The organism is Streptomyces sp. NPDC031225 (assembly GCF_055570355.1).
On sequence record NZ_JBVIHJ010000022.1, the window covers coordinates 91,776 to 107,470 of the forward strand.

A 15,695-nucleotide genomic window follows, 5' to 3' on the forward strand; every position below is an offset into this window, starting at 1 on the left:
CCACGATCGTGTGAACTCCCGCGGGACCGCTGTCGAACGGCCAACGGTGCGACATCCTTTCGAGGTCCCAAGCGAGTTCTCTCTGGGGGTCCCACCACCTTGAACAGCACCAGCTTCCGCATGCCCGCACGCCGTCTCGCCACCGTCGCGACGGCCACCGCCCTGGCCGCCGGCCCCGTGGCACTGACCGGAGCGGGCGCCGCGCACGCGACCGGCGGGCAGGGCCACGCGAGCGCCGTCGTCCTGCGCACCGGGCTGGACGTCGCCCTGCTCGACAAGACCGCGAACGTCCCGCTCGCGGTCGCCCTCAACGAGGTGCAGGCGCCGCGGAGCGCTCAACGGACCGCGCTGACAGCTGAGTTGGACGGAGTGGACGGCGGGCAGCCGTTCCGCGTGCTCGACGCCGAGGTCGCCGACGCGAAGGCGACGGTCACCGGCGCGAAGGCCGAGGCCTCCACCGAGCTCACCCACGCCAGGCTCCACGTGCCGGGCCTGCCGCTGCTGTCCCTCGTCGAGGTCGAAGGCGTCACCTCCAGAGCGACCTGCGAGGCCGGCAAGGCGCCGACCGCCACCTCCGACCTGCTCGGCGCGGTGACGGTGCTCGGCAGGAAGGTCACGGTCACCGCCGGCGGCCCGACGGACGTCAAGGTGCCCGGCGTCGGCGAGGTCCGCCTCGACCTGTCGAAGAGCGCGACCACCTCGCGCACGGCCGCCGCCACCGCGCTCGAACTCAAGGTCTCCGTCAACCCGTTGAAGCTCAACGTCGCCGAGGTCGAGGGCACCCTGACCCTCGCGAGGGCGACCTGCGAGGCACCGGCGGCGCATCCCGCGTCCACGGCTCCCGCGGACGACGCCGAGCCGCAGGGCGGTCCCGTCAAGGAGGCGGGCCTGGCCGAGACCGGCGGCGGCTCCCTGACGCCGTACCTGGCGGGCGGGGCGATCGCCCTGCTCGTGGCCGGCGGCGGAGGAGTGACACTCGCGCGGCGACGGCGCTGAGCAGGGGTCCCGGCCCGGGGGCCCGGTACTCACCCGGATGGCGCAGTGGCGGTATCTCTGGGACCGTGGGACGAGGGGGCAGCACCGCAGGGGGGTGTAGGAGGTCCCCATGCGCGTCGCGCCCCTGACCGGTCTGATGGCCGTGGTGATCACGGTCGCCGGCTTCCTCCTGTTCGGCGACACCCCCGGGGTCGGCGCCTCGGGCCGCGAGGTGGGGTCGTACTACGACGACCACCGGGCGCAGATCGGGGTGAGCCTGTATCTCCTGGTCATCGCCTCGGTACTGTTCGTCTTCTTCGCCGCCTTCCTGGCCCGCGTGGTCCGGGACGCCCTCCCGGCCGGCGGCGGCTGGCTGCACCGCGTCGTCCTCGCGGGCGGTGTGCTGCTCGCCGCGGGCTTCCTGGTCGGATCGGCCCTCACCCTGGCCCTGCTGGACCTCGCGGACAAGTCCTCGGCGACCGGTCCGGCGCTCCAGGCACTGAACGCCGTCAACGAGGACTTCTTCATCCCGTTCGTCGCCGGTATGGGCCTGATGCTGCTGGCCGCGGGACTGGCCACGGTCCGCGTCGCCGACTCGCCTCTGCCGCGCTGGCTGAGCTGGGCCGCCGTCGCCCTCGGCGTCCTGGTCTTCATCCCCTGGGTCGGCTTCTTCGCCTTCATGCTCGCGGGCGTGTGGGTGGCCGTCGCGAGCGTCCTCCTGGCCCGCCGATCCACAGCCGGCTGAGAGCGTTTTCATCAGCTGATGCTCCACGGGGTACCGCTCTGACATGCGTCAACTCCCCACCTTTGTCAGAACTGTTGACCCATGCATGAAAACGTTTTAACTTCCTCTTCGCCCAGACCGACCGGGAAGAGGGAGCACCTTGGCAGTTGTCCGACGAAAAGGTTTCCAGAGCCGGGCTCTGCTGCTCCTGATGCTGCCCGGCCTCGCCTACTTCCTGCTCTTCCACTACGGCGCGCTGGTCGGCAACGTCATCGCGTTCAAGGAGTACGTGCCCTTCGACGGGCTGTGGGGCAGCCCCTGGACCGGACTCGGCAACTTCCAGCGGATGTTCGAGGACACCGCGTTCTGGGACTCGGTGTTCAACACCGTCTGGATCGCCGTCCTCCAGCTCGTGTTCTACTTCCCGGTCCCGCTCGGCCTCGCCCTGCTGCTGCACAGCCTCACCTGGAGCAGCGTGCGCCGGTTAGTGCAGTCGGTGGCCTACCTCCCGCACTTCATCTCGTGGGTCATCGTCGTCGCGCTCTTCCAGCAACTGCTCGGCGACACCGGTCTGCTCAACTCCGGCCTCGACGGCATGGGTTTGCACACCGTCGACATCATCGGCAACCCCGACGCCTTCAAGCCGCTCGTCGTCGCACAGGTCATCTGGAAGGACGCCGGCTGGGGCACGATCATCTTCCTCGCCGCCCTCGCCCAGGTCGACGAGCAGCAGTACGAGGCCGCAGCGATCGACGGCGCCGGACCCTGGCGGCGCTTCTGGCACATCACCCTGCCGGCCATCAGGCCGGTGATCGTGCTGCTGATGATCATGCGGCTCGGTGACATCCTCTCCGTCGGTTTCGAGCAGATGCTGCTCCAGCGCGACGCGGTCGGCCCCGAGGCCTCCGAGATCATCGACACCTTCGTCTACTACCGGGGCATCGTCGGCGGCGACTACGGATTCGCCGCCGCCGCAGGGCTGTTCAAGGGCGTCGTCGGCGCCCTCCTCGTCTACGCCGCCAACAAGGTCGCCCATCGCCTGGGCGAGCAGGGGGTCTACAAGTGAGCGCCGGTTCCCGCACCCCCGTCCGCCCCACACCGTCAACTCCCGTACGGCGCGACCCTGTTCGGCGCCCACCGGGCCACCGACCCACCAACCGGCCCGGCTGGATGGAGCGGCCGAGGCCCGCCACCCAGGCCGCGAAGGCGGTGGCCCTGGCCGTCGTCGTCCTGCTGGTGTGCGTGCCGTTCCTCGTCATCGTGTCGACCTCGCTCGCCTCCACCGACGAGGTCGTCGCCAACGGCGGCTGGGTGCTGTGGCCGACGGACCCCTCGCTGAAGGCCTACCGCGACATCCTCGACGGCGGCATCGTCACCCACGCCCTCGGCGTCAGCGTCGGCGTCACGGTCGTCGGAACCCTGCTGAGCCTCCTGTGCACGGTCACGCTCGCCTACGCCCTCGCCCGCCCCGGCGTCCTCGGCGGCCGGCCCGTCCTGCTGCTGGTGCTGTTCACCTTCCTCTTCCCGCCCGGCATGATCCCGAGCTTCCTGCTGGTCAAGGAGCTCGGTCTGCTGGACAGTTACGCCTCCCTGGTCCTGCCCGTCCTGGTCAACGTCTTCAACCTGGTCGTCCTGCGCGGCTTCTTCCAGGGCATCCCCGAGGAGCTGTACGAGGCCGCGCGGCTCGACGGGGCGGGCGACCTGCGGGTCCTCGTCTCCGTCGTACTGCCCCTGTCCAAGGCCGCGCTGGCCGTCGTGGGGCTCTTCTACGCGGTGGCCTACTGGAACTCCTGGTTCTACGCCTCCCTCTACCTGGAGAGCGACCACTGGCCCCTCCAACAGGTGCTGCGCACCTACGTGGTGGCCGGTTCCGGGCTCACCGACGCCACCACCGGAGAGGGCACCGTCACCGCCCCGCAGACCGTGCAGATGGCGGTCCTCGTGATCGCCACCGTGCCGATCCTGCTGATCTACCCCTTCCTCCAGAAGTACTTCACCAAGGGCGTGCTCACCGGCGCCATCAAGAGCTGACCCAGGCCGAAACAGGCCGACACGAGCCGACACGAGGTGATCCACCCATGCCCAGCCTGTCCCGACGCACCCTGCTGCTGTCCGCGGCGGCGGTCTCCGTCCCCGGTGTGCTGACCGCCTGCTCCACCGGATCCGGCGACAGCGACGTCTCCAACGCGGGCAAGAAGCTGGCCGCCTGGCCCGCGTACAAACCCGCGAACGGCCCCAAGCCGGACCTCCCCGCCACCGAGGCCGGCGTCCAGGCCGGATACACCGCCTACCCCACCGACCTCGTCAAGTCCGTCGCCCGCACCCCCGGCGACGGCTCCACCGTCAAGGTCATGTCGGTGTCCTTCGGCACCCCTCCCAAGCCGGCCCCGGCCAACCGGTTCTGGGCCGCCGTCGAGAAGGCGCTGGGCGTGAAGATCGAGTACACGATCATCTCCCAGGCCGACTACCAGAAGAAGATGGCCACCGTCATGGCGGGCGACGCCGACGCCCTGCCCGACATCATCAACATGTTCTCCGGCTTCGTCCTGCCCCGCGAGGCCGAGTTCGTGCAGCGCCGCGCCGAGGACCTCACGCCGTACCTCTCCGGCGAGGCCGTCGCCGACTACCCCAACCTCGCGGGCATCCCTACCCACGCCTGGAAGGACATGGGCCGCATCGGCGGCCGCATCTACGGCATCCCACTGGAACGACCCCTGCCCGGCTCCACCCTCTGGACCAACCAGGGCATGTTCACCGACGCCGGGATGAAGGAGGGCTGGACCTCCGAGGACTTCACCGCCGTGGCGAAGCGGGCGACCAGCGGCCGTACCTACGCACTCGGCGCGGCCCAGGGCTCCCTGTTCGGCAACGCCGTGCACTCCTCCGCCCACAACGCGCCCCAGAACTGGGCGGTCACCGACGACGGCACCTTCCGGCCGGGCTGCGCCGACGAGCGCTACAAGGCGGCCATCGCCTTCCAGGCCGGGCTGCGCAGGAACGGCTCCTACTATCCCGACGCCACCTCCGTCTCCCAGATCGACCTGACGACCCTCTTCTACAACGGCACCGTCGGCTCCATGCAGGACGGCTTCGGCGCCTACCTGCCCAAGTACCGTGAGACACAGGGCAAGTTGACCCCGGCCGCAGCGCTGCCGTACAGCGTCGGCGGGGAGCCCGGCGGCATCGTCGCCGCCCGCCGCTCCTTCGGCTACACCGTCCTGAAGAAGGCGAAGAAGGAACGCGTCGAGCTGCTCCTGCGCATCCTCGACCACCTCGCGGCCCCCTTCGGCAGCCAGGAGTGGGAGCTCGTCCACTACGGCGTCGAGGGCACCCACTTCACCCGCGGCAAGGACGGCTCCCCCGAGCCCACCGAGCTCGGCGAGGTCGAGAACAACACCAACCTGCCGTTGAAGTACCTCGCCGAAGGCCCCCAGGTGCTGTTCGTGCCGGGCATGCCCGATGCCGTACGGGCCCTGCACGCCTGGCAGCGGAAGGTGGTGCCGCACGCCATCCGGGACGCCTCCTTCGGGCTGCAGTCCCGGACCAGGAACGCCCAGGGCACCACGCTCAAGGCGATGCTCGACGACGCCGTCACCGGAATCGTCGCCGGACGGCTGCCGCTGTCGGAGTGGGACGGGGTGGTCAAGAAGTGGCGTGCTCAGGGCGGCGACAGAATGGCGGCGGAGCTCGCGAAGGACTACGCGGCCAACACATGAGGCGCCGCCGGTGGAACAGGCGGCGCGGGGGATGGAGAACGGGATGACGGGCAAGGGACGGGTCACAATCCGCGAGGTCGCCGAGCGGGCCGGGGTGTCGATGGCGACGGCCTCGCGCGCGCTGAGCGGCAACCATCCGGTGCCGGCCGCGACCCGGGCCCGTGTCCTGCGCGCCGCCCGCGACCTCGACTACGTCGCCAACGCGCACGCCCGGGCGCTGGTCGGCGGCGGCCGCAAGATGGCCGCCGTCGTCGTCCGGCAGGTCACCAGCCCCTTCTACGCGCAGGTCGCCGAGGGCGTGGAGGCGGAGGCCGCCGACCGCGGATGGCTGTGCGTCGTCGGGGCGACCGGCGGGGACCCGCAGCGGGAGATGGAGTTCGTGCAGCTGATGCGGGAGGAGGGGGCCCGGCTGGTGATCCTCGTCGGCGGGGTCGTCGAGGACGACGCGTACCGGGAGCGGGTGGCCCACTACGCGCAGGCCCTCGACTCCTCGGGGGCCAGGCTCGTCCTGTGCGGCCGTCCCGCTCCCGATCCCGAAACCCCGGCGCTGGTCGTCGAGTTCGACAACGAGGCGGGGGCCCGGGCGATCACCGGGCATCTGCTGTCGGCGGGGCACCGGCGGATCGTCTTCCTCGGCGGGCTGCCGGGCAACACCGCGCTGGACGCCCGGGTGGCGGGATACCGGGCCGCACTCGCCGAGCACGGGGTGCCCGCGGCGGCCGCACGGGTCGTCGACTGCGGGCTCGGCCGGACCGCCGGTCTCCGGGCGATGGCCGAACTCCTCAAGGAGACAAGGGAGTTCACGGCTGTCGTCGCCGGGGACGACATGGTCGCCGCGGGCGCGCTGCGCGCCATCGCCGACGCCGGGCTCGGTGTCCCCGACGACATCTCCGTCGTCGGCTACAACGACATCCCCCTGGCCGAGGACTTCAACCCGCCCCTGACCACGGTCCGTACCCCCGCCGAGGAACTCGGCCGGGCCGCCGTACGCATCGCTCTGCGCGACCCCGAGCACGCCGCCGGCAGCCACCATCTGCTGGGCACCCACATCGTCGTACGCCGAAGCGTCGCGCCACCCCCTGCTGACGGAGGAATCACCCCCGTATGACCGCGCCGTACGTGTCGCTCCCCGCCCTGCCCCCGGACGACCTCGCGCTCTCCCCGGTCACCGGCTGGACCCGGGCCCACTGGGAAGCCCTCGCCGACCGGCTTCTCGACGGGCTCCTGCCCTATGCCACCCCGGGCTTCGCCCAGTACCGGCTGCCCGGGCCGCCCAGCCACTCCGGAGTCTGGTCCGACGGGCTGGAAGGGTTCGCCCGGTCCTTTCTGCTGGCGGCCTTCCGGATCGCCGGATCACAGGGGAGGGTCGGGCCGGAACTCATCGAGCGGTACGCCGCCGGGCTCGCCGCCGGCACCGATCCGCAGCACCCCGAGCACTGGCCGCCCATCGCCGACCGCAGCCAGCCCATGGTCGAGGCGGCCTCCGTCGCCCTCGCGCTGCACGAAACCCGGCCCTGGCTCTGGGACAGGCTCGACGACGGTGTCCGTGGCCGAGTGGTCGAGTGGCTCGGCCAATTCGTCGGGGCGACCGCCAACGACTCCAACTGGCGGCTCTTCCAGGTGATCACGGAGGAGTTCCTCGCCTCCGTGGGCGCCCCGCACAGCCGGGCGGAGATCGACGCCGGACTCGCCCGTCTGGACGACTGGTACCGGGGCGGCGGCTGGTACACCGATGGGGACGGCAAGAAGTTCGACTACTACAATGGCTGGGCGCTGCACCTGTACCCGGTGCTGTGGTCCCGGATCGCCGGACCGCGCGCCGATCCGGGGACCGTGGCCCGGCACCGCGCCAGGCTGCGCGAGTTCCTCGGCGTCCACCAGCTCTTCCTCGGCTCCGACGGCGCCCCCGTCCATCACGGCCGCTCCCTCACCTACCGCTTCGCGGCCGCCGCCCCGCTCTGGGCGGGCGCCCTCGCCGACGCCACCCCGCTACCGCCCGGCCGCACCCGCCGCCTCGCCTCCGGCACCCTCAAGCACTTCACCGAGCGGGGCGTCCCGGACGAACACGGGCTGCTCACCCTCGGCTGGTACCAGCCGTTCCCCGGAGTCCTCCAGCGCTACTCGGGCCCCGCCTCCCCCTACTGGGCCGGCAAGGCCTTCCTCGGTCTGCTGCTGCCGGAGGACCACCCGGTGTGGACGGCCCCCGAGGAACCCGGCCCCGTCGACACCAACGACTCCATCCTCGCCCTCCCGGCCCCCGGCTGGCTGATCCACTCGACCACTTCCGACGGGATCGTCCGCCTCGTCAACCACGGCACCGACCGTCTCCCGCCCCCGCCCGCGGCGGACGCCGACAGCCCGCACTACTCCAAGCTCGCCTACTCCACCGCGACCGCCCCCGACACCCCTCTCGGCCCCGACAACCACCTCTCCCTGATCGCCCCCGACGGCACCCCCTCCCCACGCGGACGCATCCACCCGCTGCGCTGTGAGGGCCGCAGAGCGGCCTCCTGGCACGAGGCGCACGGCCACCGCGTCGAGACGGTGAGCGTGGTCCACGGACCGTGGGAGATCCGCGTGCACCGCATCGACGAGACGCACGACGGACAGGTGAGAGAAGGAGGTTGGGCCCTCGCCGACGACACCGCGCCGCCCGTCGTCGAATCCGGGCCCGGCTGGGCGCTGGCCCGCCGCACCGACGGGCTCACCAGTGCCCTCGCAGGGCTGTACGGCTGGGGCGAGGGCGCGGGGACGGTCGTAGCGGCCGAGGACGCCAACGCGTACGGCCGGTACTCGGCGACCCCCGTCCTCGAAGGCACCGGGCCGCTCCTGGTCACCCTCGTGACGCTCGGCACCGGGCGGTACACCGGGGCGAGCGCGCGGGTCGACGCCGAGGGGAGTGTGGAGGTGCGGTTCCCGGACGGGGTCAGGGAACGGGTGGACCCGTAGCGGCGGCGGGCGTCAATCTCCGCGCGGGGTCGTCAGCCCTTCATCCCGCACGGGGCTGTCAGCCCTTCGCCAGCGTCACCGCCTGGTCCAGCGCCTGCAGGAACCGGTTCACCGTCACCCGGTCCCGCACCGCGAGCCGCAGCCAGTCCTCACCCAGCCCCGGGAACGTGTCCCCGCGCCGCACCGCGAAACCGAGGTCGCGCAGATGCCGTCGTACGGCGGCGGCCTCCGGCAGTCGCACGAGGACGAAGGGACCCTCGGCCGGTTCTGCCACCCGGAGTCCGTCCGGGGCGAACTCCCGCAGCCCGGCGACGAGATGGGCCCGGTCCGTGGCGATGCGGTGGGCCGCGTGGGCGGCCTCGGCCAGCGCCCGCGGCTCCATGCAGGCCCGGGCCGCGGCGAGGGCCGGTGTGGAGACCGGCCACAGCGGCTGGGCCCGTTCCAGGTCGGCGATCGTCTCCGGGGCGGCGAGGACGTAACCGATCCGGAGCCCCGCCAGACCCCACGTCTTCGTCAGGCTGCGCAGGACGACGAGTCCGGGCACGTCGGTGCGCCCGGCCAGCGCCTCCCGCTCGCCCGGCACCGCGTCCAGGAACGCCTCGTCCACCACCAACGTCCGCCCGGGACGGGCCAGTTCAGTGATCGAGGCGGCCGGATGCAGAACCGACGTGGGGTTGGTCGGATTGCCGATCACCACCAGGTCGGCGTCCTCGGAGACGGCCGCCGGAGTGAGCCGGAAGCCGTCCCGCGCCCGCAGCAGCACCCGGTCGACCGTGTGTCCGGCGTCCCGCAGCGCCGCCTCCGGCTCGGTGAACTGCGGGTGCACCACCACCGGGTGACGAACCGTCAACGCACGGGCGAGCAGCACGAAGGCCTCGGCGGCGCCCGCGGTCAGCAGCACCCGTTCCACGGGCACCTCGTGCCGGGCCGCCACCGCCGCCCGCGCCTCGCGCCCGTCGGGATACGCGGCGAGCCCGGTCAGCGACCCGGCGATCCGTTCCCGCAGCCACGCCGGGGGAGTGTCCGCGCGGACGTTCACGGCGAGGTCCGTCAGCCGCGCCCCGTCGTCCCGCACCTCGGCGTCACCGTGGTGCCGCAGGTCGTGGCCGCCGGCGTGGTCAGTGTGCATGGGAGTGGGCGCCATGGTGGTGCCCATGGTGGTGGCCGTCGTCGTCCGGATGGAAGTGCGGCTGCTGCGGCAGACCCACCTTGTCCTCGAAACCGGGCAGCGCGATGCGGTACACGCACGAGTCGCAGTTCATCCGCAGGTCGCCCGCGACGGCCTCCCGGTACCGCTCCATCACCAGGTCGAGCAGCTCCGGCTCCGGACCGATGACCTCCGCGGAGCGCACCTCGACCTGCGGGTGCGCGGCCGCCCAGCCCTCGGTCTGCTGCTTCACCCGGTCCGGCAGGATCCCGGTGAACAGGAAGTAGGGGAGCACGACGACCCTCTTCGCGCCCAGTGCCACACACCGGTCGAGTCCGCTCGGTACGTCCGGCGCCGCCAGCGACACGAACGCCGTCTCCACGCCCGCGTATCCGCGCCCCTCCCACAGCAGCCGGGCCGCCTTGTACACCTCGGCGTTGGCGTCGGGGTCCGTGGAGCCCCGGCCGACGAGCAGCACGGTCACGTCCGCCCGGTCCAGGCGAGCGCGGCCCCCGTCGGCGCCCAGCGCCTCGTCGAGACGCCGCTCCAGCACGGCCAGCAGCGCCGGATGCGGACCCAGCGGACGACCGTACGTGTACGAGATCCCGGCGTGCCGCTCCTTCTCGCGGGCCAGCGCGGCCGGGATGTCGCCCTTGGCGTGCCCGGCGGACACCAGCATCAGCGGTACGGCGGCGAACCGGCGGACGCCCTGCTCCACCAGCTCGGCCACCGCGTCGCCCAGCGGCGGCGGGGACAGCTCGATGAAGCCCCCCGCGACGGGCAGTTCGGGGTGGCGGGCCCCCAGCTCCCGGACGAAGTCACGGAACGCCTCGGCGCCGGCCTCGTCCCGGGTGCCATGACCGGCGATGAGCAGGGCGGGCTGGGGGGTGGTCACGATGTCTCCTCGGTCTTCTGGGCAAGAGGCCTTTGGGCAAGAGGCCTCTGGGCAAGGGGCTTCTGCGCAAGGGGCTTCTGCACAAGGGGTTTCTGGGCGAAGGGGTGGTACAGCAGGGCGTTGAGCGCGGCGGAGGCGACCGCCGAACCGCCCTTCTCGGACACGTTGCTCACGGCGGGCAGCCCGCTCTCGCGCAACGCGGCCTTGGACTCGACCGCGCCGACGAAGCCGACGGGCAGCCCGATGACGAGCGCCGGGGCCGCGTCCAGGGTCAGCAACTCCTCCAGCGCGGTGGGGGCGTTGCCGATCACCCAGATCGCCCCCGGGCCGACCTGCTCGTGGGCGAGGCGGATCGCGTGGGCCGAACGGGTCAGCCCCGGCCCGGACTCGGCGTCCCGCAGCCGGCAGACGGTCTCCCGCCGGGTGATGCCCGCCGCGACCATCTCCACGTCGGTGACGACGGGCACACCGGAGTGCAGCGCGGCGTGCGCCTTCTCCAACTCGCCCTCGTCCATGACGAGATCGGTGGCGTACTCCAGATCGGCGGCGGAGTGGACGACCCTCTCCACCACGGCCCGGGTCAGCGGCGGGAAGTGCGAGGTGTCCAGGCGCGCCCGCATCCGCCGGTAGGACTCCACCTCGATCGGGTGGACGACACGGTTCACTTGGCACCTTCCTGCCAGCGGTAGCCGCGCGGTGTCACCATGCGGCCCGCGATGTTCCGGGTCGCCGTGTTGCCGACGGTCACGACCGTCATCATGTCGACCGTCGCCGGGTCGAGGGCGGCCAGGGTCGTCAGCCGGCCGGACTCGTCGGGCCGCGAGGCGTTGCGTACGACACCGACCGGAGTCGCCGCCTCCCGGTGCCCGGCGAGGATCGCGAGCGCCTTCGGCAACTGCCAGTCCCGGCCCCGGGAACGGGGGTTGTAGAAGGTGACCACGATGTCCGCCTCCGCCGCCGCGCGCACGCGCCGCTCGATGACCTCCCACGGTGTGTGCAGATCCGAGAGGCTGATCGACACGTGGTCGTGGCCCAGCGGGGCGCCCAGGATCGCGGCCGCCGCGAGAGCGGCCGTCACGCCCGGGACGCCGACCACGTCGATGTCGTCGGAGGCCTCGGCGAGCGCGGGGGAGGCCATGGCGTACACGCCGGCGTCCCCGCTGCCGATGAGCGCGACCGCCTGCCCCTTGCGTGCCTCGGCCACGGCGGTCCTGGCCCGCTCCTCCTCGGCGCCCAGGCCCGACTCCAGGACCCGGGTGCCGGGACGCAGCAGATCCCGGATCTGGTCGACGTACTGGTCGAGCCCGACCAGCACCGAAGCCCGCCCGAGCTCCGCCTTCGCGCGGGGCGTCAACAGGTCCCGGGCGCCCGGACCCAGCCCGACGACCGCGAGCCGGCCGCGCGCGGGACGCCGTACGACGGCACAGGTGGCCATGGCGGGCAGTGCGGCCGACTTCCGCTTGGGGACGAGGAGTTCACCGCCGTTCAGCAGCGCGGCGGCCTCGGCGACGGAAGGGGTTCCGACGGCGGCCAGGGGCGCGTCCGAGGGGTTGGGCACCTCGACGGCGGCCAACTCCTCGGCGGAGTGGGTGATCAGGGGCACGCCGAGCCGCTCTGCGGCCGCGACGATCCCGGGCTCCTCGGCCTTGGCGTCCACGGTGGCGAGTTCGGCGACCGACTTCACGGACAGCCCGGCCTCGCGCAACGAGCCCTCGATCAGCTCCAGCACCTCCTCCACCGGCGCGCCCCTGGAGGCGCCGACACCGACGACGAGGGTGGGCGGCCGCAGCACGACCTCCCGCTCCGAGGGCTCGACGAGACGGTCCGTCACCCGGATGCCGTACGCCCCCTCCGCGGCCACCGGCAGTGGGGGAAGCGGCCAGCCCGACTCGTTGTGCAGGGCGACGGGTTCGCCGTCCAGGAGGGCCCGCGACACGGCCGCCACCGCGCCGTCCACCGGCAGTCCGAGGGTGTCAAGACCCGGCAGCCCCACCGCGTCGGTCGCCGTCGTCACCACGGGCTCGGCACCCAGCAACTCCCCGGCCTCCCGGGCGAGTTCATTGGCACTGCCCCCGTGCCCGCCGACCAGCGACACGGCGAACCGCCCACCCTCGTCGACACACACCACACCCGGGTCGGACGCCTTGGAGTCGAGCAGCGGCGCGATCAGCCGTACGACCGCTCCCGTCGCCAGGAAACACACGAGCTGCTCGCACTCCGCGAACGCCCGCCGTACGGCGTCGCCCACGGGCCCGTCGTACACGCGCGTGCGGTCCGGCCATGCCGCGGCCAGCCGGTCGCGCGCCGCCGCCCCCGCCGCGGTGGCGGAAATGAGGCCGATCACAGAGCAACTCCCTCTCGATACACGGGGTTTCTTTCGCCCCACAGCAGGAAAACCGGATTGGTCGCCGCGAGCCTGGTCACGTCACCCGGCAGCGGTGCCAGCCGGGACGACTGCAGCAGTACGCCGTCGCAGCCGAACCCGGCATCGGCGAGGGCCGCGCGTACGGCCGGCACCCGGTCGAGTGCGGCCAGGGCGACGACGACACCACGCCGGGCCCGCCGCGCACAGGCGGCGACGATGCCGGGCAGTTCGTGTCCACCACCACCGACGAACACGGCGTCGGGATCGTCGAGTTGAGTCAGCGCGTCCGGCGCCGTCCCCTCCACGACCTGTACGTCGACCCCGTGGGCGGCCGCGTTGGCGCGGATCCGCTCGACACCGTCGGGGGACTTCTCGACCGCGACGACGGCGGCACCGAGCCGCGCGCACTCCACGGCCACTGACCCGGAACCCGCGCCGACGTCCCAGACGAGATCACCGAGCCGCGGCCCCAGCCGTGCCAGCGCCAGCGCCCGCACCTCGAACTTGGTGATCATCGAGTCGCGGTGGGCGAACTCGCTTTCCTCCAGGGCCCATTGGGCGGACCCGGCGACAGGTCCGGCGACCGTGCGTACGCCGCCGAGCACGCGAGACTCATCGAGACACAGCACGACACTCACAACGGAACCCCAGTCCCGGGCGGCGGCTTCGGCGGGGCTGACCCACTCGACACGCTCATCGGCAGTACCCAAGTCGGAGGCGACCACGAGAACACGGTTTAGGGGCGCGGGGAACTGCGCGACCAGCCCCGACGCAGCCGCAGTCGCCCGACCACCTTTCTCGGCACCCCCTGTCGCGAGCGCAGCACCCAACTCCGCAGGCCCGGCCCCAGGCCCGGTCAGCACCGCCACCTTCGGACGAGCCCGGCACACATTCACCGCCGTACGCAGATCCCGCCCATGCGCACTGACCACCACCGCGTCGTCCCACGGCAACCCCACGCGAGCAAACGCGGCCGCGACGGAAGAGACCCCCGGCCGCACATCCAGCGCATCGGACCCGAACCGCTCGGCCAGTGCCCGCACGATCCCGAAGAACCCGGGGTCGCCGGAGGCCAGCACGACGACCTGGCTCCCCTTGTCGTGATGCCGTTCGATGACGTCCAGCGCCGGTGCCAGCGGCCCGAGGACGACCCGCTCGGCATCCGCGGGGACCGCCGCGGCGTCCAGATGCCGCCGCCCGCCCACGACCAGCTCCGCCCCGGCCAGGCACTCCGGAGACGGCGCCCCCGTCCCCGTACCCACGACCGTGATCACGTGCTCGCACCCCGCGCCCGCAGCTCCCGCCGGGCCTCCGGGTCCGCCTTGCGGTACCCGTGGAAGTGGCCGGGGTGGTACAGGTGCGACCGGGTGCCCTCGGCGTCCAGCGCCGGGCCGACCAGGAACAGCGTGTGCTTCCACAGCTTGTGCTCCTTGACGGTCTCCTCCAGCGTCTCGATCGTGCACCGCACGATCAGCTCCTCCGGCCAGGTCGCCTGATAGGCGACGACGACCGGGGTGGACGTCGGATAGCCGCCCTCCAGCAGCTCCCGCACCAGCTGCCCGCTGCGTGCCGCGGACAGGAAGATCGCCATGGTGGTGCCGTGCTTGGCGAACTCCCGTACCTCCTCGCCGGGCGGCATCGGCGTCTTGCCACCGCCGAGCCGGGTCAGCACGACGGACTGTGCGACCTCGGGGATGGTCAGCTCACGCTGCGCGAGCGCGGCGACGGCCGAGAAGGCGGAGACCCCGGGCACGACCTCGGTCTCGATACCGATCTGCGCGCACCGGTCGAGCTGTTCCTGCGTGCCGCCCCACAGGGCGGGGTCGCCGGAGTGGATACGGGCGACCTTGAGGCCCTCCTCGCGGGCCCGCTCGTACACCGCGACCACGTCCTCCAGTGACATGGTCGCCGAGTCGAGGATCTCCGCGTCCGCGCGTGCGTGGTCGAGAACCTCCGCCTGCACCAGGCTCGCGGCCCAGATCACGACGTCGGCCTCGGCGATGGCGCGCGCGGCCCGGAACGTCAGCAGATCGGCGGCGCCGGGGCCGGCACCGACGAAGGTCACCTTGCCGGTGGGGGCATCGGCCATGGGAATCGGTCCTCTCATTGCAAAAGGGGTCAAGGGTGTCGCCGGTGCGGTGGCCGGATGTGCGCGAACGGGGGTTGATCGGATACCAAGGCCCTATGGCGGTCTTCGTCGCGCTCGGCGCGTTCCTGATGACGCTGGCCGGCGGCTGGACGGCACAGCGGGTGACCGACCGCCGTCATCTGGTCCTGGGACTGGCCGGCGGCCTGATGCTCGGCGTGGTCGGACTGGACCTGCTGCCGGAGGCGCTGCACGCGGCCGGCGACGAGGTCTTCGGCGTGCCGGCGGCCCTGCTCCTCTTCGTGGCCGGCTTTCTGCTGGCCCATCTGGTGGAACGCCTGCTGGCCGCCCGCCAGGCCGCGCACGGCGGCGAGGAACGTGAGAAGCACGGCGGCCGGGTGCCCGAGGTGGGCCTGACGGCCGCCGGCGCGATGGTCGGCCACAGCGTCATGGACGGCGTGGCGATCGGCGCGGCCTTCCAGGTGGGCGGCGGCATGGGCACGGCGGTCGCGCTGGCCGTGGTGGCCCACGACTTCGCGGACGGCTTCAACACGTACACGATCACGAGCCTGTACGGGAACGCCCGCCGCAAAGCCCTGACCATGCTGGCCGCGGACGCGGTGGCCCCGGTGGTGGGCGCGGCCTCGACGGCGTTCGTGACCATCCCGGAGGGCCTGCTCGGCGGCTATCTCGGCCTCTTCGGCGGCGCACTCCTGTATCTCGCGGCGGCCGAGATCCTCCCCGAGGCCCACCACGAACACCCCGCCCGCTCGACCCTGCTGTGCACGGTCGCGGGCGTGGGCTTCATCTGGCTGGTGGTCGGCCTGGCCGGCTGATC

At 72.5% G+C, this 15,695-nt stretch carries 14 protein-coding genes; 8 read left to right on the forward strand and 6 right to left on the reverse strand.

The window, feature by feature from the left end; genetic code table 11:
- Window positions 1-99 precede the first annotated feature (99 nt).
- The 7 genes from ACZ48Z_RS32180 (at window position 100) to ACZ48Z_RS32210 (ending at window position 8,364) form a co-directional block, all read left to right on the forward strand.
- Complete coding sequence (locus tag ACZ48Z_RS32180; protein WP_468739413.1) at window positions 100-996, forward strand: SCO1860 family LAETG-anchored protein; 897 nt, start codon at window positions 100-102, stop codon at window positions 994-996.
- A gap of 109 nt (window positions 997-1,105) precedes the next feature.
- Window positions 1,106-1,720 carry a hypothetical protein gene (locus ACZ48Z_RS32185; protein WP_468739414.1) on the forward strand — a complete coding sequence of 205 codons (615 nt, stop codon included), beginning with the start codon at window positions 1,106-1,108 and terminating at the stop codon, window positions 1,718-1,720.
- A gap of 190 nt (window positions 1,721-1,910) precedes the next feature.
- A complete protein-coding gene (locus ACZ48Z_RS32190; protein ID WP_468739492.1) occupies window positions 1,911-2,765 on the forward strand; it encodes an ABC transporter permease in 855 nt (284 codons plus the stop codon).
- Window positions 2,766-2,869: 104 nt separating this feature from the next.
- Window positions 2,870-3,730 (forward strand): carbohydrate ABC transporter permease, encoded by an 861-nt coding sequence (locus tag ACZ48Z_RS32195; RefSeq protein WP_468739415.1) that lies wholly within the window; start codon window positions 2,870-2,872, stop codon window positions 3,728-3,730.
- Between the two features lie 47 nt (window positions 3,731-3,777).
- Window positions 3,778-5,415, forward strand: a complete 1,638-nt coding sequence (locus tag ACZ48Z_RS32200; protein ID WP_468739416.1) for a type 2 periplasmic-binding domain-containing protein — start codon at window positions 3,778-3,780, stop codon at window positions 5,413-5,415.
- A 43-nt stretch (window positions 5,416-5,458) separates the two neighbouring features.
- Window positions 5,459-6,523 (forward strand): LacI family DNA-binding transcriptional regulator, encoded by a 1,065-nt coding sequence (locus ACZ48Z_RS32205; protein ID WP_328746125.1) that lies wholly within the window; start codon window positions 5,459-5,461, stop codon window positions 6,521-6,523.
- Window positions 6,520-8,364: a DUF2264 domain-containing protein gene (locus ACZ48Z_RS32210; RefSeq protein WP_468739417.1), complete on the forward strand. Its 1,845-nt coding sequence runs from the start codon at window positions 6,520-6,522 to the stop codon at window positions 8,362-8,364. Before ACZ48Z_RS32205 ends, ACZ48Z_RS32210 begins: the two co-directional genes overlap by 4 nt.
- A 58-nt stretch (window positions 8,365-8,422) precedes the next feature.
- Here ACZ48Z_RS32210 and cobC read toward each other — a convergent pair whose 3' ends face one another.
- Genes cobC through cobM form a run of 6 tightly spaced genes read right to left on the reverse strand, consistent with a single transcriptional unit; the run spans window position 8,423 to window position 14,860 of the window.
- The gene (gene cobC, locus ACZ48Z_RS32215) at window positions 8,423-9,493 is read right to left on the reverse strand and encodes an Rv2231c family pyridoxal phosphate-dependent protein CobC (protein ID WP_468739418.1); all 1,071 of its coding nucleotides are present in this window, start codon (window positions 9,491-9,493) and stop codon (window positions 8,423-8,425) included.
- Complete coding sequence (locus ACZ48Z_RS32220) at window positions 9,483-10,406, reverse strand: sirohydrochlorin chelatase (protein ID WP_468739419.1); 924 nt, start codon at window positions 10,404-10,406, stop codon at window positions 9,483-9,485. The genes cobC and ACZ48Z_RS32220 overlap by 11 nt, the downstream gene beginning before the upstream one ends.
- Entirely contained in the window at window positions 10,403-11,071 is a 669-nt protein-coding gene (locus tag ACZ48Z_RS32225) for a precorrin-8X methylmutase (protein ID WP_468739420.1), read from the reverse strand. Before ACZ48Z_RS32225 ends, ACZ48Z_RS32220 begins: the two co-directional genes overlap by 4 nt.
- Window positions 11,068-12,750, reverse strand: coding sequence for a precorrin-3B C(17)-methyltransferase (gene cobJ / locus ACZ48Z_RS32230; RefSeq protein WP_468739421.1), 1,683 nt, complete (start codon window positions 12,748-12,750; stop codon window positions 11,068-11,070). Before cobJ ends, ACZ48Z_RS32225 begins: the two co-directional genes overlap by 4 nt.
- Window positions 12,747-14,045 (reverse strand): precorrin-6y C5,15-methyltransferase (decarboxylating) subunit CbiE, encoded by a 1,299-nt coding sequence (gene cbiE / locus ACZ48Z_RS32235; RefSeq protein ID WP_468739422.1) that lies wholly within the window; start codon window positions 14,043-14,045, stop codon window positions 12,747-12,749. The genes cobJ and cbiE overlap by 4 nt, the downstream gene beginning before the upstream one ends.
- The gene (gene cobM / locus ACZ48Z_RS32240; protein WP_468739423.1) at window positions 14,042-14,860 is read right to left on the reverse strand and encodes a precorrin-4 C(11)-methyltransferase; all 819 of its coding nucleotides are present in this window, start codon (window positions 14,858-14,860) and stop codon (window positions 14,042-14,044) included. The genes cbiE and cobM overlap by 4 nt, the downstream gene beginning before the upstream one ends.
- 95 nt (window positions 14,861-14,955) lie before the next feature.
- Between cobM and ACZ48Z_RS32245 the strand changes: the two genes are divergently transcribed.
- A complete protein-coding gene (locus ACZ48Z_RS32245) occupies window positions 14,956-15,693 on the forward strand; it encodes a ZIP family metal transporter (protein WP_468739424.1) in 738 nt (245 codons plus the stop codon).
- Window positions 15,694-15,695: the final 2 nt, after the last annotated feature.